Consider the following 22,985-nt stretch of genomic DNA (forward strand, 5'->3'; position numbering starts at 1 on the left):
CGCCACTACGCAACCAAGAAAGCACACCATCACACCACGACATACACCGAACTGGCACGCATAAAGCTCCTCGACCCCGCCCACTAACTTAGCGGCATTGCCCGTCCGGCGAGGACATTCTTTTCTTCCAAGCCGCGGCAGCAGTGTCCCCCGCTCAGCCGCGGCAGAGCGGGAAGGTCGCCAACCGGACACTCGGCTAGCGGACCTTCACCGGCGGTTCCAGCCGGAACAGCGGTGTCCCGTCCGCCTTCCGCAGCCCCAGCTGCAGGATCACCGGCGCCGACGGGCGGTTGACCGGGATCAGGCACGGGGACGTCCCGTGGGCCGGCACGGTCAGGTGGGACCAGCCGATCCCCTGCAGGGTGCGGCGGGCCGGGTCGACCACCATCGCCGCGCTGAAGTAGCGGCCGCTGGGGACCGCGATGCGGGCCGTGTGGCCGAGGATCGCCGAGAACGCCGTGCCGGTGCGGCCGCCGTCTTCCTGCATCGTCAGGATCACCGGTGTCCGGCCCTTCGCGGCGCCGTGGTGCCGCACGGTGATCTCGACGGTGCCCGCGGCGGTCTTCGCCGGGCCCGGCCAGGCGGGCGAGGCGGGCGAGCCGTCGAGCGCGCGGTCGACGAGCCGGTCCAGGAGGTTCGAAGCGGCGCCCTGCGCGAGCCAGGCCAAGGCGCCCGCGTGCGTGTTCATGCGGCCTCCGGCGATATTCGGATGACGGCGGCGGTGCACTCGGCGCAGAATCCGGGAATGCCCGGTTGACGCACGCGTGCCCCTCCTCGTGGAAGACGCCCGGAAGCCGTCGTTCGCTACGAGGAAGGACCCATTTTGACTGCCATTCACGGCGATCGGGTGCACTTGCGCCCGATCGGTCCAGCCGACCGCGCCCGGATGCGCGAAATACTGGCCACTCCGGAGGTCGCCCGCTGGTGGGGCGACCCGGATCGCGAAACCGAAGGCCTGTACGAGGTCGAAGAGGGCTACACGGTCTACGTGATCGAGTTCGACGGCGAAGTCGTCGGCCTCATCCAGAGCTGCGAGGAGCTCGACCCGCAGTACCGCCACGCGGGCATCGACATTTCGGTGCACCCTGGCTTCCACGGCCGCGGAATCGGCACGGACGCGATCCGCGCACTGGCCCGCCACCTGTTCGCGGAGGGCCACCACCGGCTGACGATCGACCCGGCGGCGTCCAACGAGACGGCGATCCGGGTGTACACGAAGGTGGGGTTCCGGCCGGTCGGCGTGCTGCGGAACTACGAGCGAGCCCCGGACGGCACCTGGCACGACGGGTTGCTGATGGACCTGCTGGAAGGGGAGCTGACCTGAGTCAGTCCTTGTCGATGACCTGCTGGAGCAGCCGGCTCATCTGCTCCATGCTGACGTTGATCTTGGTCAAGCCGCTGTCGACCTTGGCTTCGAGAGTGCCGAGCCGATCATCGACACTGCCGAGCTTGTTTTCGAGTCGGTCGAGCCGCTGCCCGTGCTCGATCTGCGTCTCGCGCACCGCGTTGAGCACCTTGGTGTGGCCGTTCAGGGTCTGCTTGAACTCGGAGACGTCGCGGTCTGCCGTGCCGGCGAGAATGCGGGCTGCCGCGGCGTCGTGCCGGGACTGCTGCACCTGCTCCTCCAACGCGGTCACCCGGGCTTCGAGGTCTTCGAGGCTTGCCATGTCGCCGACTTTACCGGCGCCGGGTTTGCTCTCCTCATGGGGGTTACTCTGTGTCACCTAATTTCACCCACTGTCACACTTGCGCGACGGCCCGGGTCAGGCTAGCCCCGAGGGCGTCCGCCACGCGCTGCACCGCCGGGGCGATGTGCGCCACCGCCTCGGCGGTCAGCCGTCCGGACGGCCCCGACACCGAAACCGCCGCCGGGACCGGCGCCCCCGGCACCGCCACCGCGACGCACCGCACCCCCAGCTCCTGCTCCGCCTCGTCCAGCGCGTACCCCTGCGAAGCGATCCGCGACAGCTCCACCGCCAGCGCGTCCGGGTCCGTGAACGTGTGCTCCGTGTACGCGGGCATCCCGGTGCGCGAAAGCAGCGAACGCACCTCCGAAGCCGGCAGGTGCGCCAGCATGGCCTTGCCCACCCCGGTCCCGTGCGGCAGCAACCGCCGTCCGACCTCGGTGAACATGCGCATCGAGTGCTTCGAAGGCACCTGGGCCACGTACACGACCTCGTCGCGCTCCAGGACCGCCAGGTTCGCCGTCTCGCCGACCTCCTCGACCAGCTCCGCCAGCAGCGGCCGCGCCCAGGCGCCGAACTGCATGCTCGCGTTCTCGCCCAACCTGATCAGGCGGGCGCCCAGCGCGTAGCGGCGGTTGGTGTTCTGGCGGACGTACCCCAGGTCGACCAGCGTGCGGATCAGCCGGTGGATCGTCGGCATCGGCAGCCCGGACAGCGTCGCCAGCTCCGACAGGCTCGCCTCGCCACCCGTGTCCGCGAGGTGTTCCAGCAGCTCGAAGGCACGCTGCAGGGACTGGACGCCGCCGTCGCGACCGTTCTTCTCCGCCGGCACGGTGGCCCTCCTTACGTCGGCGTTGAGCTTCCGCTATGCAGAAACTATAGTCCGGCTGGTAGAAAACCGTAGGGCCGTTATCCAAAGATCCGAACCCTCGAGGTGTTTCCCCATGTCTTCTGAAGTCCAGGTGCTGGGCGACCCGGTCGAGCGCGGCGACGAGATCCTCACGCCGGAGGCGCTCGCCTTCCTCGCCGGCCTCCACGACGCCTTCGCCGGCCGCCGCGACGAGCTGCTCCAGGCGCGGAGCAAGCGCCGCGAGGAGGCCCGGACCACCGGCCGGCTCGACTTCCTGCCGGAGACCAAGGAGATCCGCGACGGCGACTGGCAGGTCGCCGGGGCCCCGGAGGCGCTCCGCGACCGCCGCGTCGAGATCACCGGGCCGACCGACCGGAAGATGACCATCAACGCGCTCAACTCCGGCGCCAAGGTGTGGCTGGCCGACCTCGAGGACGCCAACACCCCGCACTGGCACAACGTGGTCTCCGGCCAGGTCAACCTCTACGACGCCATCCGCGAGACGATCACCCTGGAAAGCGGCGGCAAGAGCTACGCCCTCAAGGACGACGTCCAGCACGCCACGATCGTGGTCCGCCCGCGCGGCTGGCACCTGCCCGAAGCCCACCTCACCTTCGGCGGCCGCGAGGGCGTCGGCGCGCTCGTCGACTTCGGCCTGCACTTCTTCCACAACGCCGCCGAACTGCTCAAGCGCGGCAAGGGCCCGTACTACTACCTGCCGAAGATGGAGAGCCACCTCGAAGCGCGGCTCTGGAACGACGTCTTCACCCACGCCGAGAAGGCGCTCGGCATCGAGCACGGCACCGTCCGCGCCACCGTGCTGATCGAGACCATCCCGGCCGCGTTCGAGATGGAAGAGATCCTCTACGAGCTGCGCGAGCACGCCTCGGGCCTCAACGCCGGCCGCTGGGACTACCTGTTCAGCGTCATCAAGTACTTCCGCGACGCGGGCGAGAAGTTCGTGCTGCCGGACCGCAACTCGGTCACCATGACCGCGCCGTTCATGCGCGCCTACACCGAGCTGCTGGTGCGCACCTGCCACAAGCGCGGCGCCTTCGCGATCGGCGGCATGGCCGCGTTCATCCCGAGCAAGGACCCGGAGACCAACAAGGGCGCCTTCGAGAAGGTGCACGCGGACAAGTCCCGCGAGGCCGGCGACGGCTTCGACGGCTCCTGGGTCGCCCACCCGGGCATGGTCGAGCTCTGCAAGGAGGAGTTCGACAAGGTGCTCGGCGACAAGCCGAACCAGCTGGACCGCACCCGGGACGAGGTCAGCGTCACCGCCGACCAGCTGCTGGACGTCGCCTCGACGCCAGGTGGCGCGACGGCGGCCGGCCTGCGGGCCGCGGTCGACGTCGGTGTCCGGTACATCGCCTCCTGGCTGGGCGGCAACGGCGCGGCGGCCATCCACAACCTGATGGAGGACGCCGCCACCGCCGAGATCTCGCGCTCGCAGATCTGGCAGTGGGTCAAGAACGGGACCACTTTGGACAGTGGGGACACCGTGACGGCCGAGCTGGTGCGCGGCGTGCTGGCCGACGTCCGCGGCGAGCTGGCCGGCGAGCTCAAGCCGGAGCTGCTGGAGCCCGCGGTGGAGCTGTTCGAGCAGGTCGCGCTGGCGGACGAGTTCCCGGACTTCCTGACGCTGCCCGCGTACGAGAAGATCAAGTAGTGCGCCTGCCCGAAGACGTCTACGACGCCGCCGACGCGCGCCTGGCCGAGGCCGACGCGCGCGTCGCGGCGTCGTACCCGGGGGAGCGGCCGGGACGGCAGCCCGTGCACACGGTCTACGTCCCGGCTTCGCAGTACAAGACGCGCCTGGTGGCCGACTGGGGCAAGCAGGCGATGCGCGTGTTCATCGAGCACGGCGACCTGCTCGGCGTCGACGCCGACGTGTACGAACGCGTCCGCGCGAAGCTGCTGACCGAGCCGATCGAGGACCTCCGGATCGACTTCGAGGACGGCTTCGGCCGCGTGCCGGACGACGTCGAGGACGCCGCGGCGCGCGCGGCCGGCCAGACCCTCGCGACGACCGGCGGGACACCGTTCTGCGGCATCCGCTTCAAGAGCTTCGAGGCGGCGACCCGACGGCGCGGCATCCGGACCCTCGACCTGTTCCTGGGAGCGCTGCTGGACAACGGCCCGCTCCCGGCGGGGTTCGTCGTCACGCTGCCGAAGGTGACGGCGGTCGAGCAGGTCGCGGTGGCCGCGGACGTCCTGGCCGGCCTGGAAACCGCGTACGAACTCGGTCCGGGGACCTTGCGGTTCGAGGTCCAGATCGAGACCGCTCAGTCCATTGTGGACCTGGACGGGACGCTGTCGGTGGCGCGGATCGTGCAGGCCGCTTCGGGCCGCTGTTCGGGGCTGCACTACGGGACCTACGACTACAGCGCGGGCCTGGGCATCGCGGCCGCGTACCAGAGCATGGAGCACCCGGCGGCGGACCTGGCGAAGGGCCTGATGCAGGTCGCGGCGGCGGGCACCGGCGTCCGTCTTTCGGACGGCTCGACGAACAAGCTCCCGATCGGCGACGCGCTCCCCGTGGCGTGGGCCGAACACCGGCGCCTGGTGCGCAGATCCCTGGAACGAGGCTTCTACCAGGGCTGGGACCTTCATCCGCATCAGCTGCCGACCCGCTTCGCGGCGACGTACGCCTTCTACCGTTCGGGATTCCCGGCGGCGGCGGAGCGGCTGCGCGCGTACGCGGACAAGCGGGCCGGAGGAGTGCTGGACGAACCGGCGACGGCCCAGGCGTTGGCCGTGTACCTGCTGCGTGGCCTGGATTGCGGTGCCCTGGACGAGGGCGAGCTGCCGTTCGGGCGGCCGGAGCTGGAGAAGTACGCGCTGCGGCTTGCCTGAGCAGCGGCAGAGTGGGCGATCGAGGGGGAAACGCCCACCCGGCCGCTGCTCACGGCCGGTTCTAGGAAGGCAACCGGCCAGGGTGTTCCGGTCGGTGCGCGATCACGCCGACCACGGTCAGCAAGGCGAGCTGACCGGCGATCGTCCCGGCTGTCGCCCACGTCGGAAGAGCCGCCGAAGCCGCCTTAAACGTCAGCGTCGGCCCGAGGACCGCGCCGAGCACGACCAGCACGTCCAAGACCGTGGTGAGCAGCCGGCGGGTCTGGCTCGATGGCACTGCCATTTCCGCCTTCACCTCCGACGTCTCGATCCGGACGTGCGCGAACCGGGTCGGGGTGTCGTCCCGGTCCGGCTCCACTTCGTGAGGTGCGAACGGATCCGCACGCTCGATTTCGGCACCCATGCTCGTGCCCGTTCCTTTCCGGGCCCGACCAGGCGTCCGCGGCGGCACGCCGGACCGGGGACCACTTTTCGAGGCCGCGGCTCGCGCCGCGGCCGGTTGCCGGCCGGCTGTTCGGCTGCCCCACCCCCACGGAGGGGCGGCCACCGGCCGGTTCCTGCCGCGAGGAAGCGTGGTCCTGCTTCCCGGATCACCCGGCCCGTCTGCATGAAAACGGGTCCGCGCCAGGGGTTGCTCGCCGTTCGACTGTAAGACCTCGGTCCTCTTGATCGCAACACTTTTTCGCTGCGAAAAATGTGGGTTTCCGGTGTCTAATCTGCCATGATGGTGGGGCAAGCAGAGGAGGCAGCATGCCCGCAGGCGAGGAGAACCGGTCCACCGTGGTCGACCGCGTCAACGTCGCGTTGATCGCCGAAGCGGTCGATGCGCTGGTGAAGCTGCAGGAGCGCACCGGCCTCAAGAAGGTCGACCTCGTGAACCGGGCGCTGCTGGTCTACGAGTTCGTCGACGCCGAACTCAAGGCCGGCAAGCAGATCCTGGTGCGCGACCAGGAGGGGCAGGACCAGCTGGTGAAGATCTTCCTGTAGCTACTCGCCGAGGCGGGCGCGGTCGGCGGCCGCGCGTCCGGCGCCCCAGCCTTCGTGGCTGCGGACGGTCACGGACTTGTTCACCACTTCGGGGAACAGCTCGGTGAACGCCGCCGCCACCTGCTTCTCGCGCGAAGCCAGCACCGGCAGCAAGTCCGGTGCCTCGGCGATCGTCGCTTCCGCCGCCTGCTCCAGACGCTCGCCGATCCGGGTGGCGTAGGAGACGAGGAAGGACTTCCGGAAGTCCCGGGAGCGGCCCGCCGGGTCGGCGATCATCGCCCGGGTCGCCTGGACCAGCAGCGAGGTCGTGAGCAGCTCGACGGAATCCAGTTCGTCGCCGACGACGGTCACGAAGTCCCAGCGCGCGTCGAAGATCGCCTGGGCGCGGTTGGCCTTCGCGACCACGTGCACCAGCAGCGACTTGGCGTCGGTGTAGGGCGTGTCGAGCCAGATCCGGCGGGCGGCGGGCTGGTCCGGCGCACCGGCGCCCGCCTCCACCAGCGCTCGGTCGAGGGCGTGGCGGGTCATCAGCTCCTGCGCCTTCGCCGACAGCGCCTCGGCCTCCTCCGGGAACGTGCTCGACTCGGCCTTGGCCAGCAGCGCGCGGACCCGGCCCAGCTTCTTGTCGTCGACGGGATGGCGTGCCGGGCGCGGCAGCGGGGTGCCCGGCGCGGGCAGCACGACGGTCACCGGGGGGAGCGTCTTCAGCAGGCCCAAGGCGGAGATGACCGCCGCCACGGCTTCGGCCGGCGTGAGGATGTGCTTCGCCGCCCACTGCGGCAGGTGCGGCTCGGCCTCGGACCACCAGCGGACGGCGCCCGTCGCGTCGAGCTGGGCCTGCCAGTCCGGGTGCACGGCGGTGAACTGCCCGGCGTGGGCAACCAAGGCGTCGAGCAGGTAGGAGCCGGCGAACTCGTCCAGGCGCCGCCGCGCGGCCTGGTGGAGGTCTTCGGGCAGCCAGCCACCCCGGCACGCCCGGCCGGCCAGCTGCCGGGCGAGCAGATCGGCGGCTGAGGCGAGGGCGGGCGGCAGCGTGACGCCCGGCGCCAGCCAGTCCGCGTCGCCCGGCGCGGCGGCGAGCAGTGCCTCGCCGAACCCTTCGGCCGTCGTCGGCGGCGGGCCGACGCGAACCCGCTTCCGCTTGCCCACCCGGTCAGTCTGCCGCAGTGATCCACGCGGGCGTCGGGTACGTCACTGCGAGCGTTAACACCGCTGGAACATCCGATGCTTAGGGTCCGGCCATGGCGGAGAACAAGAAGCGCTGGTGGACGTCCGTGTTCGTGCAGCTGCTCGTGGCGGTGGTCGCGGGCGTGCTGGTCGGGCACTTCTGGCCGGGGCTCGGGGCCCAGCTCAAACCGGTCGGCGACGGCTTCATCCGGCTGATCAAGATGATCATCGCGCCGCTGATCTTCTGTGTCGTGGTGACCGGGATCGCGGCCGTCGGGGACATCAAAGCGGTCGGACGAATCGGACTCAAGGCCATCGTCTACTTCGAGGTCGTCACGACCTTCGCGCTGCTGTTCGGCCTGGTCGTGGCGAACGTCTTCCGGCCCGGCGCCGGGCTGGACATCAACCCGGCGACGCTCGACCCGAAAGCCGTCACCGCGCAGACCAAGGGCGGGCAGCTGCCGTCGGTCGGGGACTTCCTGCTGCACACCATCCCCGACAGCGTGGTCAACGCGTTCGCGCAGAACCAGCTGCTGCAGGTGCTGGTGTTCGCGGTGTTCTTCGGGGTCGCGCTGGCCGCGGTCGGGCGGGAGCGGGCGCCGCTGGTGCTCGGCTTCGTCGACCAGGTGCAACAGGTCATCTTCAAGGTGATGGGCTGGATCATGCGGGTCGCGCCGCTGGGCGCGTTCGGCGCGATGGCGTTCATCATCGGCCAGTACGGTCTGTCCACATTGGGCACCTACGCCAAGCTGATCGCCGCCTGCTACGGCGCGGCCGTGCTCTTCAGCCTCGTCCTCGCCGCGATTTCCCGGTTCTACGCGGGAGTCTCGGTCTGGAAGTTCCTCCGCTACGCCCGCGAGGAGTTCCTGCTCGCGCTGGGCACGGCCTCCACGGAGTCGGTGCTGCCGCGGATCATGGTCAAGCTCACCGAGGCGGGCTGCTCGCGCGCGGCGACCGGGCTGGTGGTGCCGACCGGGTATTCGTTCAACCTCGACGGCGCGACCATCTACCTGTCGATCTGCACGGTCTTCCTGGCCCAGGCGTTCGGGGTCGAGATGACGCTCGGCCAGCAGCTGCTGGCGGTGCTGATCCTGATGCTGACGTCGAAGGGCATGGCGGGCGTGCCGGGCTCGAGCTTCCTGGCCCTCTCGGCCACGGCCGCGGCGATCGGCGCGTTCCCGGTGGCGGGCGTGGCCCTGCTGCTAGGCGCGGACCGCCTGATGGACTCGATGCGGGTGTTCGTCAACCTGCTCGGCAACTGCGTGGCGACGTTCGTGGTGGCGAAGTCCGAAGGCCAGCTGGACCGCGACAAGCTCCGCGAGACGCTGGAAGGCGCGACGCCGGTCGCCGCCTAACGCAGCCGGGGGAGCGCGTCCCGGGCGAAGTGGTTCAACGTCCGCAGGTCTTCGGCGAACCGCTCCCGGTGGTCCTCGGGCAGCGGCCGGAAGAAGAACTGCTCGATGTTCTCCACGTGCAGGCGGCTGGCCCGCACGGTCGTCTCCTCGCCGAACGAGGTCAGCCGGACGAGCTGGACCCGCCGGTCGCTCGGGGAAGCCGTGCGGGTCACCAGCCCGATCGCCACCATCCGGTCGACCAGCCGGGTCGCCCCGCCGGTGGTGAGCACCTGCTCCTGGGCGATCGAGCGCATGGTCAGCCCGTCTTCCCCGGTGCGGCCCACGATCAGCAGGACCTCGTACATCAGCTGCGTGATCCCGCATTCGCGTTCCAGCGCCCGCCCGAGCAGGTACCCGAGCCGGTGCGCCGCGCCCTGCAGCTGCCCGAAGGCCAGCACGCGGGCGTCGTCCGCCGCCTGCCGGGCCGAACCGATTTCGGGGTGCACGCCCTCATCCTCCCCTTTGCGCACTGTCACGCAATGCGAGACGGCACCCGTTGGGGTGCGAGGCGTTCACCCTGCGCCGAGCGGGCGAGCGGGCGCTAATCGCCGGCGCGCAGCGCCAGGTAGACGTCGAGCTGGTCGGTGAACTCCGTCAGGTCGGCCCCGAGCAGTTCACCGGCTCGCCCGATCCGGTAGCGCAGGGTGTTGACGTGGACGTGCAGGGCCTTCGCCGCCCGGGTCGGCGAGCCCGAGCACTCGAGGAACACGCGGACCGTGTGCACCAGGTCCGTGTGCTGCTCGGCGTCGTAGGCCAGCAGCGGCCCGAGCACCCGGCGGCGCAGGGCCGACCGCAGCCCGTCCGGTGCGCCGGCCAGCAGCAGTTCGTGCGCGCCGACCTCGTTGGCCCGGACCACCGCCACCCGGCCGGGCCGGCGCGCCGCCACCTCCACCGCGTACCGCGCGCTCTCCACGGCCTCTTCGCGCGGGCCCGGCTCGCTGACCCCGCACAGGATCCGCTCGGCCCGCAGCAGTGGCTCCACAGTGGACAGACCGGCCACGGACGGCCGGGCCGCGGCCGCGTAGGACGTTTCCCCGGCGGAGTGCAGCAGCAGCGCGTCCGGCAGCAGCTCGCCCAGTACGTCCCGGCCCTCGTCGCTGCCCTCGGTCCGCAACGCGACGACGCAGGCGTCCTCGGGCACCGGCACGGCGGGCCGGGCGGCCCGCGCCCGGGTGACCCCGACCAGCCCCGCCACCTCTTCGGCCAGCTCGGCCTGCGCGGTGCTCAACGACCCGCCCACGGCGATCAGCCACGGCACCGCGTGCCGCCCCTCGACCGGGACCACCGTCAGCGGCCCCGGCTCCCGCGCCGCGTACCGGTGGACGACGTCGTCGGCAGGCATCGGCAGCGGGGCCGTCCCGGCGACGATCCGGCCCAGGCCCGACAACACCCAGCAGGGCAGCCCGAGTTCCGCCGCGGCGCGCTCCACCAGCGTCTCGACCGGGGCCTCCGCGGCCGCCTGCAAGCGTTTGCGGGCGCTGTCGGACGCGGCCGCCAGCGCCAGCACGACCTGCTCGGTGATCACCGAGAACGACAGGTCGGGGGGCACCTCCAGCAGCGGGATCCGGTGCCGGACGCAGGCCTCGACGACGTCGTCCGGGATACCGCCCGAGTCGGCGCCGGACGCGGCCAGCGCCGCCGCGCCCGCGCGGGCCAGCGCGGCCACGAACGGCTCGGCGTCGCCCGGCTCGTGCCACCAGAGCAGGCCGGAAAGCACCAGCTCACCGGCCGACAGGTACCGTCCGGGGTCGGACAGCTCCGTGACGTAGATGCGCGTCACCGGCCGGTCGAGCAGGTCGTCGCCGGCCCGCGGGCGCAGCCGCAGCCCGGGCAGGCCCAGCAGAGTTTTCACGGTCGTCATGAGGCTTGTAGGAAAGCACAAACGGGCCCGCCTCCGCTGCTGTGCGTTTCATGCGTGGTGCCGTTGCCGCCCGGCCGTGATCCGTCGTCTACTGGTCTATCGCCCTCACGAAGGAGCAACAACGGTGGAGTTCCTGCGTCCGACGACGCTGGCCGAAGCACTGGCGTTCAAGGCCGAGCGCCCTGGCGCCGTACCGATCGCCGGCGGTACGGACGTCATGGTCGAGCTGAACTTCGACCACCGGCGTCCCGAGGCCCTGCTGGACCTCACCCGGGTCGGTGAGCTGGCGGAGTGGTCCACTGTGGCCCACTCGGACGGCACGGTCCGGCTCGGCGCCGGCGTCCCGTACTCCCGGGTCATCACCGAACTGGGTGATTCCGTCCCCGCGCTGGCCATGGCGTCGCGCACGGTCGGGTCGCCGCAGATCCGCAACCGCGGCACGGTCGGCGGCAACCTCGGCGCCGCCTCGCCCGCCGGCGACACCCACCCGGTGCTGCTCGCCCTGGACGCGCGGGTCGAGGTGGCCTCCGTGCGGGGGACCCGCCTCCTCCGCGCGGAGGAGTTCTACGTCGGCGTGAAACGCCACGCCCTCGAGCCGGACGAGCTGATCACCGCCGTCCACCTGCCCGCGCACGCCGGGCCGCAGCAGTTCGCCAAGGTCGGCACCCGCAACGCCATGGTCATCGCGGTCTGCTCCTTCGCGTTGTCGCTGCGGAACGGCCAGGTCGGCGCCGCGATCGGGTCCGCCGCCCCGACCCCGCGCCGCGCCCGGGAGGCCGAGGACTTCCTGGCCGCCGAGCTGCCCTGGACCTCACCCGAGCCGCTGCCGGATTCGCTGAAACGCCGCTTCGGCGAGCTGGTCGCCGCGGCGGCGTCGCCGATCGACGACGTCCGGGGCAGCGCCGCGTATCGGAAGCACGCTTTGGGGGTACTTGCGCGGCGTACGTTGACCTGGGCCTGGGACGAACACCGACAGGGGGAGCGCGCATGCGCCTGAACGTCACGATCAACGGCGAGCCGCGGCAGGCGGACGACGTCTGGGAAGGCGAAAGCCTGCTCTACGTGCTGCGCGAGCGGCTCGGCCTCCCGGGCTCGAAGAACGCCTGCGAGCAGGGCGAATGCGGCTCCTGCACGGTCTACCTCGACGACGTCCCGGTGTGCGCCTGCCTGGTCGCGGCCGGCCAGGCCGAGGGCCGGGTGGTCCGCACGGTCGAGGGGCTGGCCGACGGCGACACCCTCGACCCGGTCCAGCAGTCCTTTGTGGACGCGGGGGCGGTCCAGTGCGGCTTCTGCACCCCCGGCCTGGTCGTCGCCGCGCACGACCTGCTGAACCGCGTCCCCGACCCGTCCGACGAGGAGATCCGCGAGGCGCTGGCCGGCAACCTCTGCCGCTGCACCGGCTACGAGAAGATCCTCGACGCGGTGCGCGGGGCGGCGAAGGGAGGCGTCGCGTGAGGACGCTCATCGCGAACGCGGCCATCGCCACCGTCACCGGCGAGGAGTACGCGAGCGGCCACGTCGTCGTCGAGAACGACCGGATCGCCGAGGTCGGCGAAGGCGTGTACACCGGCGAGTTCGACGATCGCGTCGAGGCCGAAGGCTGCCTGGTCACCCCGGGCCTGATCAACACCCACCACCATCTCTACCAGTGGGCGACCCGCGGGATGGCCGCCGACCACACGCTGTTCGAGTGGCTGGTCGCGCTCTACCCGGTCTGGGGCCGCCTCGACGACGAGATCACGCACGCCGCGGGCACCGCCGGGATGGCCCGGCTGGCGCTCACCGGCTGCACCACCGTCGCCGACCACCACTACGTCTTCCCGCGCGACGGCGGCGACCAGGTCGCGGCGCTGGCCGCGGCGCGCCAGCGGATCGGCGTCCGGCTGCACGTCGTGCGCGGGTCGATGGACCGCGGCGAGTCCGACGGCGGCCTGCCGCCGGACAACCTGGTCGAGCCGACCGAGGACGCGCTGGCCGGCACCGAGGCGGCGATCGATCGCTTCCACGACGACTCCGCCGGCGCCCACCTGCAGATCGCGGCGGGCCCGTGCTCGCCGTTCTCGGTCACCGAGCGGCTGATGTCCGGCGCGGCCGAGCTGGCGCGGCGCAAGGGCGTCCGCCTGCACACCCACCTCGCCGAGACCGTCGACGAGGAGAAGCAGTGCCTCGCCGAGGTCGGCTGCACGCCCGCCGAGTACGCCGACAAGCTCGGCTGGCTCGCCGACGACGTCTGGCTGGCGCACACCATCCACCTCGCACCCGAGGCGATCCGCCGGTTCGGCGCGACCGGCACCGGCTCGGCGCACTGCCCGACGTCCAACGGCCGCATCGGCGCCGGCATCGCGCCGGTCCGCGACCTGCTCGACGCCGGGGTGCCGGTCGGCCTGGGCGCCGACGGGGCCGCGTCCAACGAGTCCGGGGGCCTCGGCGAGGAACTCCACCAGTCGCTCCTGCAGGCCCGCCAGCGCGGCGGGCCGCGCGGCCTGACCACGCGGGAAGCGCTGTGGATGGGCACGATGGGCGGGGCCCGCTGCCTCGGCCGGGTGGCCGACCTCGGGTCGATCGAGCCGGGGAAGCTCGCCGACCTGGCCGTCTGGGACCTGACCGGGCTCAACTACGCCGGCATCACCGACCCGGTCGCGGCGCTGGTGCTCGGCACCACGCCGCCGCTGCGCCGTCTGTTCGTCGGCGGCAAGGCCGTCGTCGAGGACGGGACCCTGCGCGAAGCCGACGAGTCCGCCATCGCCCGCGAGCTGGCCGCCGCGAGCGCCCGGTTGCGGGAGGCCAGATGACCAGCACCACCTCCGTCACGACGACGACCGCGAACGGCGTCGGCACTTCGCCGCAGCGACCCGACGGCACGGTGAAGGTCCGCGGCGAGTTCGCCTACTCCTCGGACCTGTGGCACGAGGACATGGTGTGGGGCGTGACGCTGCGCAGCCCGCACCCGTACGCGCGGATCACCTCGATCGACGTCGCCGAAGCCCTCGCGGTGCCCGGGGTGTACGCGGTGCTGACCCACGAGGACGTCCCCTGCGTCAACCGCTACGGCCTCGAGCACGCCGACCAGCCGGTGCTCGCGTCCGATGTCGTGCGGTACCAGGGCGAGCCGGTGGCGCTGGTCGCCGCCGACCACCCGGAGACCGCGCGCCGCGCGATGAAGCGGATCAAGGTCACCTACGAAGAGCTGGCTCCCGTGACGGACTCCGAAGCGGCCGTCGCGGGCGAAGGGCCTTCGCTGCACGAGGGTGGCAACGTCGTCCGGCACGTGAAGATCCGCCGCGGCCCGCAGGACCTCGCCGCCGACGTCGTCGTCTCCGGCGTCTACGAGGTCGGCATGCAGGACCAGGCCTTCCTCGGCCCGGAGTCCGGGCTCGCCGTGCCGGACACCGAAGGCGGCGTCGACCTGTACGTCGCGACGCAGTGGCTGCACGTCGACCAGCAGCAGATCGTCGCCGCGCTGGGGCTGCCGGTGGAGAAGGTGCGGCTGACGCTCGGCGGCGTCGGCGGGGCGTTCGGCGGCCGGGAGGACCTGTCGATGCAGGTGCACGCGTGCCTGCTGGCCCTGCACACCGGCAAACCGGTGAAGATGGTCTACAACCGCGAAGAGTCCTTCTACGGGCACGTCCACCGCCATCCGGCGAAGATGTACTACGAGCACGGCGCCACTCGCGACGGCCGTCTCGTGTACGTGAAGACGCGGCTGTACCTCGACGGCGGTGCGTACGCGTCCTCGACGGGCGCGGTGGTCGCGAACGCGGCCACGCTCGGCGTCGGTCCGTACAAAGTGGACAGTGTGGCGGTCGACTGCTGGGGCACCTACACGAACAACCCGCCGTGCGGCGCGATGCGCGGCTTCGGGGCGGTGCAGGCGGCGTTCGGCTACGAATCGCAGATGGACAAACTGGCGGACGCCTGCGGTCTCGACCCGGTCGAGGTCCGCGTCCGCAACGCGATGCGCGAGGGCGACCTGATGCCGACCGGCCAGGTCGTCGACGCCGAAGCGCCGGTCGCGGAGCTGCTGACCCGCGTCCGCGAGCTGCCGCTGCCGCCGGAGCGGCCGTTCGACCTGCGGCACATGCCGGGCGGGGTGTCCAACACCACGCACGGCGAAGGCGTCGTCCGCGGCGTCGGGTACGCCGTCGGGATCAAGAACGTCTGCTTCTCCGAAGGCTTCGACGACTACTCGACGGCCCGGGTGCGCCTGCAGCTGGTCGGCGGCGAGCCCGCCGCGACCGTGCACACCGCGGCCTGTGAGGTCGGCCAGGGCCTGGTGACGGTCATGCAGCAGATCGTCCGCACCGAGCTGGGCGTCGACCAGGTGACGATCCTGCCGATGGACACCTCGATCGGCAACGGCGGCTCGACGTCGGCGTCGCGCCAGACCTACGTCACCGGCGGTGCGGTGCAGGCCGCCTGCGTGGCGGTGCGGGCGCGGCTGCTGTCCCGGTTCGACCAGCGGGTGCGGGTGGTCGGCGGCAAGCTCGTCGCGGCCGACGGCCAGGTGCTCGCGGACCTGGTGGACGTCCTCGGCGACGACGTCTACGACGAAACGGTGGAATGGCGGCACCGGCCGACGCAGGCGCTGGACCCGGAGACCGGGCAGGGCACCGCGCACGTCCAGTACGCCTTCGCCGCGCACCGGGCGGTCGTCGACGTCGACACCGAGCTGGGCCTGGTCAAGGTGGTCGCCCTCGACTGCGCCCAGGACGTCGGCAAGGCGTTGAACCCGCAGGCCGTGCTGGGCCAGATCCAGGGCGGCTCGGCGCAGGGGCTCGGGCTCGCGGTGATGGAGGAGATCCAGACCTCCGGCGGGAAGATCCGCAACCCCTCCTTCACCGACTACCTCATCCCGACGGTGCTGGACATGCCGCCGATGACCATCGACGTCCTGGAACGCCCGGACCCGCACGCGCCCTACGGCCTGCGCGGGGTGGGCGAGCCGCCGACGATCTCGTCGACGCCGGCCATCGTGGCCGCGATCCGGGCCGCCACCGGGCTCGCGCTCACCCGCGTCCCGGTGCGGCCGGAGCACCTGACCGCTACCTGAGCTGCCAGTTCTGGTTGGCGCCGTCGTTGCAGCCCCAGAGTTCGAGCGGTGTGCCGTTGACGTTGCCGGCGGGCTTGTCCCCGCCGGTGACGTCGACGCACAGCCCGGCCTGGGTGATCGAGCCGTCGGCCTCCAGCCGGAACTTCTGGTTCCCGCCGCCGTGGCAGGTCCAGACCGCGAGCGCGGTCCCCGGCACGCTGTTGCCGCCGAAGGCGTCCAGGCAGAGCCCGCCGGCCTTGAGCTCACCGGCGCTGGTGAACGTCCAGGCCTGGACGGGACCGCCGCCGCAGTCCCAGATGTCGACCCGGGTGCCGGGTGTCGTCGAACCGCCGCTGACGTCGATGCACCGCGCCGAGGACGCGCCCTGGACCGGCTGCGTGGCGTCGGTGCTGGTGCCGCGCGCACCGGCTTTCACGCGGTAGGCGACCGTGCTGTGCGGCAGGACGTTCGCGCTGATCGCCCCGGTGGTCGTGGTGACCTCCTTCGACCACAGGTTGGTCAGCCGGTAGGTCGACGCGGTGGGCAGCCCGGCCGCGGCGGCGGTCGTCGAGATGGTCGCCGCGGTGCTGTTTTCGTTCAGCAGCACCACGGCCACGTCGCCGCCCCGGAGGGGTTTCGCGAGCACGTCCAGCCCGTTCCCGGTCGCGATCCGCCGGGCCTGCTTGCCGAGCGGGTCCTGGTCGACGGCGATGACGTCCGGGTTGAGGTAGACCGAGTAGGTGGCGACGCTCGCGGAGCGCAGGTCGGCGCCCGCGATGAGCGGCGCGGCCATCGCCGCCCAGAGCGTGAAGTGCGCGCGGTCCTCTTTGAAGCCCATGCCGTTGCCGACCTCGAGCATGTCCGGGTCGTTCCAGGCGCCGGGCCTCGCGGCGGAGGCGAGCCCGACGTTCTGGCGGTAGATCGCGTCGACGGTGCCCCAGTTGTTCGTGATGTCACCGGTGGTGCGCCACAGGTTCCCGACGTCGGGGGCCCAGGTCGCGGGGCCGAAGTCACCCCATTCGCAGATGCTGTAGACGATCTCCCGGCCGGTGGCCTTCAGCGCGTCGCGCATCGCGGAGTAGCGCCGGATGTAGTCCTCCTGGCTGTTGCTGCCGTTGTTGAAGCAGTTGTCGTACTTGAGGTAGTCGACGCCCCAGCTCGCGAAGAGGTTCGCGTCGGCCTGTTCGTGGCCGAGGCTGCCGGGGTAGCTCTGGCACGTCATCGTGCCGGCGCTTTCGTAGATGCCGAACTTCATGCCGCGGGCGTGGATGTAGTCGCCGAGCGCCTTGAGGCCACTGGGGAACTTCGCGGGGTCGGCGACGAGGTTGCCGTCGCCGTCGCGGGACCGGGTCATCCAGCAGTCGTCGAGGTTGACGTAGGTGTAGCCGCGGTCCCGCATCCCGGAACCGACCATCAGGTCGGTGGTCTCCTTGACGAGGGTCTCGTTGATGTTGCACTCGAAGGTGTTCCAGGTGTTCCAGCCCATCGGCGGGGTTCGGGCCAACCCGTTTTCGAGGGCGGTGGCCGGGCTCGCGATCGAGGCGGCGGCTACGGCGGTGACGGCGGCGGCAGCGAGGGCACGGCGCATGGCGACTCCAACCGGACGACGTTGTGAGGCAGGAGGACTAGACCAGCCATCAGGATCAGCGGTGCCATACCACGTGGTCAAGCGCCATGTTGGTAACTTTTGCCCAGCATTACGGCTGTCGTTGAGGGTTCTCCCGCAGGAGCCGCCGGGCGACGTCGACGGTCGCGGCCCCGGCGACGGCCATGGCTTCGGTGTCGCGCAGCGAGCGGCAGAGGACGAAGGCGCCTTCGAGGTTGTTGACGGCGGTGATGGTGAGCGTCCGGGCGGCTTCCCGCGGCAGCCCGAACTTCGCGAACTTTTCGGTGCCGGCGTCGATCCAGGCGGTGAAGACGTCGGCGGTGGCCTGCCGCAGCGGCTCGTTGGTCGAGGCGACCTCGAGGGCGACGGTCGCGATCGGGCAGCCTTCGACGTAGCCGGTGGCTTCGAGGGTCGCGACCCCGGCGGCGAAGAAGGCTTCGATGCCGCTGACGACGTCCGCGGCCGGGGCGATGAAGAGGTCGAAGAGGGCGATGTAGGCGAGCCCGGAGGTGCGGATGACCTCTTCGCCGAGCTGTTCCTTGCCGCCGGGGAAGAAGTGGTAGAGGGACCCGAAGGGCGCGTTGGCCTCGGCGACGATCTGCTTCAGGCCGGTACCGGCGTAGCCGTTGCGCCGGAAGAGCTCGGCGCCGGCGGCCATGATGCGTTCCTTGGTCCCTGCCACCCCTCGATGATAGAGCGTTCTATCAACTCAGTGGATGTCCCAGGCCGGCCCCGGGGCCTCGGCGTCGTCGCGCAGGATCGTGCCCTCGATCAGCCCGTACGGCCGGTCCGCCGCGTAGAACACCTCGTTGTCGTTCTTCAGCCCGAACGGGCTCAGGTCCACCAGGAAGTGGTGCTTGTTCGGCAGCGACAACCGCACCTCGGCGACCTCCTCGCGCGCCTTCAACACCGCTTCGCCCATCGCGTACAGCGTCTGCTGCAGCGAAAGGCTGTGCTTCGTCGCGAAGGTCTCCAGCAGCAGCCGCCGGATCTCGCCGTGGGAAGCCGCCCAGTCGATGCCCTCGCCCTGGTAGCGCCAGCGGGCCGTGACGGCGGTGGCCAGGATGCGGTCGGTCGTCTCGGCGAGGGTCGTGTACTCCTCGCGCGGGAAGCCGTGGAACTCCGAGCCCGTCGACTTCAGCAGCGTCAGGCCGTCGATGCCGGACACCACCCACGCGCGGTCGTCCTGGACCGTCACCGCCGTCGTCCGGCGCTCGTCCCCGGACCGGCTGAACGCGTGGTCGTGCGGCTCGCCGCCGACCGCGATCCGGTCCCAGCCGTGCTCGTCGAGCTTGACGCGCGCGCCGGTGATGTTCTCCTGGGTGCCCACGAAGTGCCGGGCCAGGCGCAGGCCGAAGTCCTCGATCTCACCGACCGGCGCCTCCTTCGCGAAGGCGTACACGGTGTTCTTCTGCGTGTCGGTCGCCAGCACGCCGGCGTTGTCGCCGGTCAGGTGCGTCGCGGCCAGCTCGCCGCGCAGGGACGTCGAAACCGTGAGGTCCTTGAGGTGGTGCACCGGGCCGTCGCGGCGCACCGTGACCAGGCGGACCTCCGCCTTGCCGTACTGGTTGGGGCCCAGGGTGATGGTCACGGTCAGCTCCCTCGGTAGGTCGAATAGGCGAACGGGCTGAGCAGGAGCGGCACGTGGTGGTGCGCGCTTCCGTCGGTGATCCGGAAAGCCAGGGCGACCTCCGGGAAGAAGGCGTCCGGGCCCAGGTGGGCGCCGGTGTCGAAGACCAGGCGGTAGACACCCGGTGCCAGGGAATCCGGGCCGAGGTCGCGGATCCGGCCGTCGTCGTCGGTGCGGCCGTCGGCGATCGGCGTCCCGTCGGCGGTCTCGAAGCGGACGGCGATCCCGGCCGCGGGCCGTCCGGCTGCCGTGTCGAGGACGTGGGTGGTCACGAGGCTCACGCCGTCACCGCCTTGGCCAGTCGCAGCGCGGCGATCTTCACCAGTTCCCGCCCGGCGATGGCCAGCTCGGTCGCGGGGTCGTTGCCCAGCCGCTCCCGCAGGATCTTCAGCAGCTCTTCGCCGCTGCGCCCGCTCGCGCAGACCAGGTAGACGTGTCCGAACTTGGCTTCGTACTCGGCGTTCGCGGCGGCGAAGGCGTCCGGATTGTCCACACCGGACTGTTCCGACCGCGCCCAGCCGTCCGCCGGTTTCTCGCCGATCCGCGGGTGCGCGGCCATCGCCTGCCGGATCTCGTCGCTGCTCAGCGGCAGGTCGGCGGCGGCTTTCAGCGCGTCGAGATCGGCGTACGGCCGCCCGGCCAGCACGGTGTCGACCCACCGGGGCACGGCGAGGCAGTCCGTCAGCAGCGGGCGGACGTCGGTGGTGTTGAACTCGGTGAGCAGCACGGGCTGACCGTACGTCGACGCCGGAGTTCCGTCAACATTTTGTTGAAAGCGCTGGTCAGTCGGCTTCCCGGTTGAGGTAGTTGTAGACGGTGAACCGCGTGACGCCGAGCGCGTCGGCCACCGACGAGACGGACTTCCGCAGCCCGAAGGCGCCGCGTTCGCGCAGCAGCCGCACCGCGCGCTGCTTGCCCGCGCGGTCGAGTTCGCCCAGCTTGGCGCCCAGTTCGCGCTCGACGTCGGCGATCAGCCGCGCCAAGGCGTCGTTCAGTTCGACGACGGGGGCGCTGCCCGGGTCGTCGGCCCGGCGCAGCTGCAGCGTGACCCGCGTGGCGCCGCCCTCCAGGGCCGCTTTCGCGATCGACGGCAGGGCTTCGAGCAGTTCCTTCGCCTCGCCGCGCGCGAGGGTCCCGAGCGGGCCGAAATCGGTGTCCAGCCCGGCTTCCGTGGCGGCGTCGCGGGCGGCGACGGCGTGCTCGGGTGGTGAACCTTCGCCGTGGAACGGTTCGCTGGTGAACTCCGCTTCAAGCCGCACGAGGATGACCGTAACGCGCCGCGTCCGTCGTTGACGAGCGGCGCGCGCCGTGGTTACTGTCGTTGTGCGAAACCGTCTTTCCGGTCTGTGAAATCGGCGGTGTCATTCCTCCCGACGAAGGGCTTCGGATGGATCTTGTGGTGCGTGCCGCCCGGGCCGTGACGGCCGAGGGCGAAGTCCCGGCAACCATCGGCGTCGACGGCGGCCGGATCGTCGCGGTCGAGCCCGGCGGCGCGGCGCTGACCGGCGACTGCGTCCTCGACCTCGGCGACGACGTCGTGCTGCTGCCGGGGCTGGTCGACACGCACGTCCACGTCAACGACCCCGGCCGCGCCGAGTGGGAGGGCTTCGAGACGGCGACCCGCGCGGCCGCGGCGGGCGGGGTGACCACGATCGTGGACATGCCGCTGAACAGCCTGCCGCCGACCGTCGACGTCGCCGCGCTGGAGGTCAAGCGCAAGGCGGCCACCGGCCGGGTGCACGTCGACGTCGGTTTCTGGGGCGGCGCGATCCCGGGCAACGCCGGAGATCTGCGCGGCCTGCACGACGCCGGCGTGTTCGGCTTCAAGTGCTTCCTGCTGCACTCCGGCGTCGACGAGTTCCCGCCGCTCGACCCGGCCGGGCTGGACGAAGCGTTGCGCGAGCTGAGTTCCTTCGACGCGCTGATGATCGTCCACGCCGAGGACGCCCACGAGATCGATTCGGCGCCGGAACCGCACGGCGGTCGCTATGTCGACTTTCTCCACTCGCGGCCGCGGCAGGCGGAGAACCTCGCGATCTCGCAGGTGATCGACGCGGCCCGTCGTCATTCGGCGCGGGCGCACATCCTGCATCTGTCCTCTTCGGACGCGCTGCCGCTGATCGCCGCGGCGCGCCGCGAGGGCGTCCGGCTGTCGGCGGAGACCTGCCCGCACTACCTCAGCTTCGTCGCCGAAGAGATCCGCGACGGCGCGACGCAGTTCAAGTGCTGCCCGCCGATCCGCGAGGCGGCCAACCGCGAGCTGCTCTGGCAGGGCCTCGCGGACGGCGTCATCGACACGATCGTCAGCGACCACTCGCCGTGCACGCCGGAGCTGAAACGCTTCGACAGCGGCGATTTCGGCCAGGCGTGGGGCGGCATTTCGAGCCTGCAGCTGGGACTCCCGGCGATCTGGACGCAGGCGAGGCAGCGCGGGTTCGCCCTCGCCGACGTCGTGCGCTGGATGGCCGAGCGCCCGGCCGCGCAGGCCGGGATGCGCCGCAAGGGGCACCTCGCGGTGGGCTACGACGCCGACTTCTGCGTGTTCGCGCCGGAGGAGGCGTTCGTGGTCGACGTCGCGAAGCTGAAGCACCGCAACCCGGTCAGCGCCTACGACCGGCGGCCGCTCGCCGGCGTCGTGCGCTCGACCTGGCTGCGGGGCACCGAAATCACCGGCGACTCGCCGCACGGCGAGCTGCTGACCCGGGGGGACTGCTGAAATGGAGGGCCGCGTGACCGACCGTCCGGAGTGGACAGAACTGCCCGACCTCGCCTCCCGCCGCTTCGGCGGGACGGTGATGTGGGCGACCGACGAGCTGTTCGCCGAGAAGGAGAACCTGGTCAACCCGTGGGTGCCGGCGCACCGCGCGGAGACGTTCGGGCCGAAGGGCCAGGTCTACGACGGCTGGGAGACCCGCCGTCACCGCGAACCGGGCGATGATCAGGCCATCCTGCGGCTCGGCCTGGCCGGCACGGTCACCGGCGTCGTCGTCGACACGGCGTTCTTCAAGGGCAACTACCCGCCGTTCGTCTCGGTCGAAGCGACGTCGGTCGCGGGCTACCCGAGCGCGGCGGAGCTGCAGACGGCCGACTGGGACGTCCTGGTCGACCGCGCCCCGGCTTCGGGGCACACGGAGAACTTCTACGCGGTCAACGGTTCCCGGCGCTACACGCACGTCCGGCTGACGCAGCACCCGGACGGGGGAGTGGCGCGCCTGCGCGTGCACGGTGCGCCGGTCCCGGACCCGGCGCTGCTGGACCTGGACGCGCTCGACCTGGCGGCGCTGGAGAACGGCGCGATCGTCACCGGCTGCAGCAACCGCTTCTACTCCTCGCCGAACAACATCCTGTCGCCGGGCCTGGCCGCCCACCAGGCGGAGGGCTGGGAGACGGCCCGCCGCCGCGACGACGGCAACGACTGGGTGACACTGCGGCTGGCCGGCGCCGGGATCGTCCGGTTCGTCGAGCTGGACACCAGCAACCTGAAGGGCAACGCGCCGGGCTGGGCGTCGGTCAGCGGCCGGGAGACGTACGGCGAGTGGGTGCCGCTGCTGCCGAAGACGCGGTTGCAGCCGGACACGCGACACCGCTTCGCGCTGCCGGACGGCCCCGAGGTGACGGAGGCCCGGCTCGACATCTACCCCGACGGCGGCCTGGCTCGCCTGCGCCTGTTCGGGCGGCTCACGGAGGCGGGCCGGACGAACCTGAAGGCCCGGTTCGACAAGACGCGCTAGTTCGCGCCGGGCCGGTTGAGGTAGGCGGAGGCGAGCGACAGGACGCACGCGCAGCCGACGATCGCGCTGACCCACCACTGCATGCCGACGACGACACTCCAGACGAAGCCCGCCGCCGCGAGGGCGGCGACGAGGATGTTCCGGAACTGCAGCGGGGTCGGCTTGGCCATGCCGCCAGCCTCTCAC

25 protein-coding genes are annotated in these 22,985 nt (G+C 71.4%); 11 read left to right on the forward strand and 14 right to left on the reverse strand.

What is annotated here, in order from left to right; all coding sequences use genetic code 11:
• Nucleotides 1-196: 196 nt before the first annotated feature.
• Nucleotides 197-688 carry a hypothetical protein gene (locus ACWEGE_RS27370; RefSeq protein ID WP_449663312.1) on the reverse strand — a complete coding sequence of 164 codons (492 nt, stop codon included), beginning with the start codon at nucleotides 686-688 and terminating at the stop codon, nucleotides 197-199.
• A 135-nt stretch (nucleotides 689-823) separates the two neighbouring features.
• On the opposite strand from ACWEGE_RS27370, the gene ACWEGE_RS27375 reads away from it, so the two are divergent.
• Nucleotides 824-1,324, forward strand: coding sequence for a GNAT family N-acetyltransferase (locus ACWEGE_RS27375; RefSeq protein WP_449663313.1), 501 nt, complete (start codon nucleotides 824-826; stop codon nucleotides 1,322-1,324).
• 1 nt (nucleotide 1,325) lies between these two features.
• Here the strand turns inward: ACWEGE_RS27375 and ACWEGE_RS27380 are convergent, their stop codons facing one another.
• Both ACWEGE_RS27380 and ACWEGE_RS27385 read right to left on the reverse strand, forming a co-directional pair.
• Nucleotides 1,326-1,667, reverse strand: coding sequence for a hypothetical protein (locus tag ACWEGE_RS27380; protein ID WP_449663314.1), 342 nt, complete (start codon nucleotides 1,665-1,667; stop codon nucleotides 1,326-1,328).
• 73 nt (nucleotides 1,668-1,740) lie between these two features.
• Nucleotides 1,741-2,517 (reverse strand): IclR family transcriptional regulator, encoded by a 777-nt coding sequence (locus ACWEGE_RS27385; protein WP_449663315.1) that lies wholly within the window; start codon nucleotides 2,515-2,517, stop codon nucleotides 1,741-1,743.
• A gap of 112 nt (nucleotides 2,518-2,629) precedes the next feature.
• On the opposite strand from ACWEGE_RS27385, the gene aceB reads away from it, so the two are divergent.
• Both aceB and ACWEGE_RS27395 read left to right on the forward strand, forming a co-directional pair.
• The gene (gene aceB, locus ACWEGE_RS27390) at nucleotides 2,630-4,207 is read left to right on the forward strand and encodes a malate synthase A (RefSeq protein WP_449663316.1); all 1,578 of its coding nucleotides are present in this window, start codon (nucleotides 2,630-2,632) and stop codon (nucleotides 4,205-4,207) included.
• The gene (locus ACWEGE_RS27395) at nucleotides 4,207-5,394 is read left to right on the forward strand and encodes a DUF6986 family protein (protein ID WP_449663317.1); all 1,188 of its coding nucleotides are present in this window, start codon (nucleotides 4,207-4,209) and stop codon (nucleotides 5,392-5,394) included. The genes aceB and ACWEGE_RS27395 overlap by 1 nt, the downstream gene beginning before the upstream one ends.
• A 61-nt stretch (nucleotides 5,395-5,455) precedes the next feature.
• On the opposite strand, the gene ACWEGE_RS27400 is transcribed toward ACWEGE_RS27395, so the two are convergent.
• Complete coding sequence (locus ACWEGE_RS27400) at nucleotides 5,456-5,797, reverse strand: hypothetical protein (protein WP_449663318.1); 342 nt, start codon at nucleotides 5,795-5,797, stop codon at nucleotides 5,456-5,458.
• Nucleotides 5,798-6,144: 347 nt separating this feature from the next.
• Between ACWEGE_RS27400 and ACWEGE_RS27405 the strand changes: the two genes are divergently transcribed.
• On the forward strand, nucleotides 6,145-6,381 hold the full coding sequence (locus ACWEGE_RS27405) for a hypothetical protein (protein WP_449663319.1): 237 nt from the start codon (nucleotides 6,145-6,147) through the stop codon (nucleotides 6,379-6,381).
• Here ACWEGE_RS27405 and ACWEGE_RS27410 read toward each other — a convergent pair whose 3' ends face one another.
• Nucleotides 6,382-7,530, reverse strand: coding sequence for a DUF2786 domain-containing protein (locus ACWEGE_RS27410; RefSeq protein ID WP_449663320.1), 1,149 nt, complete (start codon nucleotides 7,528-7,530; stop codon nucleotides 6,382-6,384). It lies immediately after the preceding gene.
• 92 nt (nucleotides 7,531-7,622) lie between these two features.
• Between ACWEGE_RS27410 and dctA the strand changes: the two genes are divergently transcribed.
• Nucleotides 7,623-8,903, forward strand: coding sequence for a C4-dicarboxylate transporter DctA (gene dctA, locus ACWEGE_RS27415; RefSeq protein WP_449663321.1), 1,281 nt, complete (start codon nucleotides 7,623-7,625; stop codon nucleotides 8,901-8,903).
• Here the strand turns inward: dctA and ACWEGE_RS27420 are convergent.
• Complete coding sequence (locus ACWEGE_RS27420) at nucleotides 8,900-9,388, reverse strand: MarR family winged helix-turn-helix transcriptional regulator (protein WP_449663322.1); 489 nt, start codon at nucleotides 9,386-9,388, stop codon at nucleotides 8,900-8,902. The genes dctA and ACWEGE_RS27420 overlap by 4 nt on opposite strands.
• Nucleotides 9,389-9,483: 95 nt before the next feature.
• The gene (locus ACWEGE_RS27425; RefSeq protein WP_449663323.1) at nucleotides 9,484-10,803 is read right to left on the reverse strand and encodes a PucR family transcriptional regulator; all 1,320 of its coding nucleotides are present in this window, start codon (nucleotides 10,801-10,803) and stop codon (nucleotides 9,484-9,486) included.
• A gap of 124 nt (nucleotides 10,804-10,927) precedes the next feature.
• Here ACWEGE_RS27425 and ACWEGE_RS27430 point away from each other — a divergent pair, with 124 nt between their 5' ends.
• The 4 genes from ACWEGE_RS27430 to pucD are packed head-to-tail and all read left to right on the forward strand — an operon-like array spanning nucleotide 10,928 to nucleotide 15,853.
• Complete coding sequence (locus ACWEGE_RS27430) at nucleotides 10,928-11,800, forward strand: FAD binding domain-containing protein (RefSeq protein ID WP_449663324.1); 873 nt, start codon at nucleotides 10,928-10,930, stop codon at nucleotides 11,798-11,800.
• Nucleotides 11,791-12,258: a (2Fe-2S)-binding protein gene (locus ACWEGE_RS27435; RefSeq protein ID WP_449663325.1), complete on the forward strand. Its 468-nt coding sequence runs from the start codon at nucleotides 11,791-11,793 to the stop codon at nucleotides 12,256-12,258. The genes ACWEGE_RS27430 and ACWEGE_RS27435 overlap by 10 nt, the downstream gene beginning before the upstream one ends.
• Nucleotides 12,255-13,595, forward strand: coding sequence for an 8-oxoguanine deaminase (locus ACWEGE_RS27440; protein WP_449663326.1), 1,341 nt, complete (start codon nucleotides 12,255-12,257; stop codon nucleotides 13,593-13,595). Before ACWEGE_RS27435 ends, ACWEGE_RS27440 begins: the two co-directional genes overlap by 4 nt.
• On the forward strand, nucleotides 13,592-15,853 hold the full coding sequence (pucD, locus tag ACWEGE_RS27445) for a xanthine dehydrogenase subunit D (RefSeq protein WP_449663327.1): 2,262 nt from the start codon (nucleotides 13,592-13,594) through the stop codon (nucleotides 15,851-15,853). The genes ACWEGE_RS27440 and pucD overlap by 4 nt, the downstream gene beginning before the upstream one ends.
• Here pucD and ACWEGE_RS27450 read toward each other — a convergent pair.
• The 6 genes from ACWEGE_RS27450 to ACWEGE_RS27475 form a co-directional block, all read right to left on the reverse strand.
• Complete coding sequence (locus tag ACWEGE_RS27450; RefSeq protein ID WP_449663328.1) at nucleotides 15,846-17,420, reverse strand: glycoside hydrolase family 27 protein; 1,575 nt, start codon at nucleotides 17,418-17,420, stop codon at nucleotides 15,846-15,848. The two genes, pucD and ACWEGE_RS27450, sit on opposite strands and share 8 nt — an antisense overlap.
• A 109-nt stretch (nucleotides 17,421-17,529) precedes the next feature.
• Nucleotides 17,530-18,120 (reverse strand): TetR/AcrR family transcriptional regulator, encoded by a 591-nt coding sequence (locus ACWEGE_RS27455; protein ID WP_449663329.1) that lies wholly within the window; start codon nucleotides 18,118-18,120, stop codon nucleotides 17,530-17,532.
• Between the two features lie 27 nt (nucleotides 18,121-18,147).
• Nucleotides 18,148-19,029, reverse strand: coding sequence for a factor-independent urate hydroxylase (gene pucL / locus ACWEGE_RS27460; RefSeq protein WP_449663330.1), 882 nt, complete (start codon nucleotides 19,027-19,029; stop codon nucleotides 18,148-18,150).
• A 2-nt stretch (nucleotides 19,030-19,031) separates the two neighbouring features.
• A complete protein-coding gene (uraH, locus tag ACWEGE_RS27465) occupies nucleotides 19,032-19,349 on the reverse strand; it encodes a hydroxyisourate hydrolase (protein WP_449663331.1) in 318 nt (105 codons plus the stop codon).
• Nucleotides 19,346-19,795 (reverse strand): 2-oxo-4-hydroxy-4-carboxy-5-ureidoimidazoline decarboxylase, encoded by a 450-nt coding sequence (gene uraD / locus ACWEGE_RS27470; protein WP_449663332.1) that lies wholly within the window; start codon nucleotides 19,793-19,795, stop codon nucleotides 19,346-19,348. Before uraD ends, uraH begins: the two co-directional genes overlap by 4 nt.
• A gap of 55 nt (nucleotides 19,796-19,850) precedes the next feature.
• Complete coding sequence (locus tag ACWEGE_RS27475) at nucleotides 19,851-20,327, reverse strand: helix-turn-helix domain-containing protein (protein WP_449663333.1); 477 nt, start codon at nucleotides 20,325-20,327, stop codon at nucleotides 19,851-19,853.
• A gap of 128 nt (nucleotides 20,328-20,455) precedes the next feature.
• On the opposite strand from ACWEGE_RS27475, the gene allB reads away from it, so the two are divergent.
• Nucleotides 20,456-21,784, forward strand: coding sequence for an allantoinase AllB (gene allB, locus ACWEGE_RS27480; protein ID WP_449663335.1), 1,329 nt, complete (start codon nucleotides 20,456-20,458; stop codon nucleotides 21,782-21,784).
• 1 nt (nucleotide 21,785) lies between these two features.
• Entirely contained in the window at nucleotides 21,786-22,799 is a 1,014-nt protein-coding gene (alc, locus tag ACWEGE_RS27485) for an allantoicase (RefSeq protein WP_449663336.1), read from the forward strand.
• Here alc and ACWEGE_RS27490 read toward each other — a convergent pair.
• Complete coding sequence (locus ACWEGE_RS27490) at nucleotides 22,796-22,969, reverse strand: hypothetical protein (RefSeq protein WP_449663337.1); 174 nt, start codon at nucleotides 22,967-22,969, stop codon at nucleotides 22,796-22,798. The genes alc and ACWEGE_RS27490 overlap by 4 nt on opposite strands.
• Nucleotides 22,970-22,985 lie beyond the last annotated feature (16 nt).

The organism is Amycolatopsis sp. NPDC004747 (genome assembly GCF_053601335.1).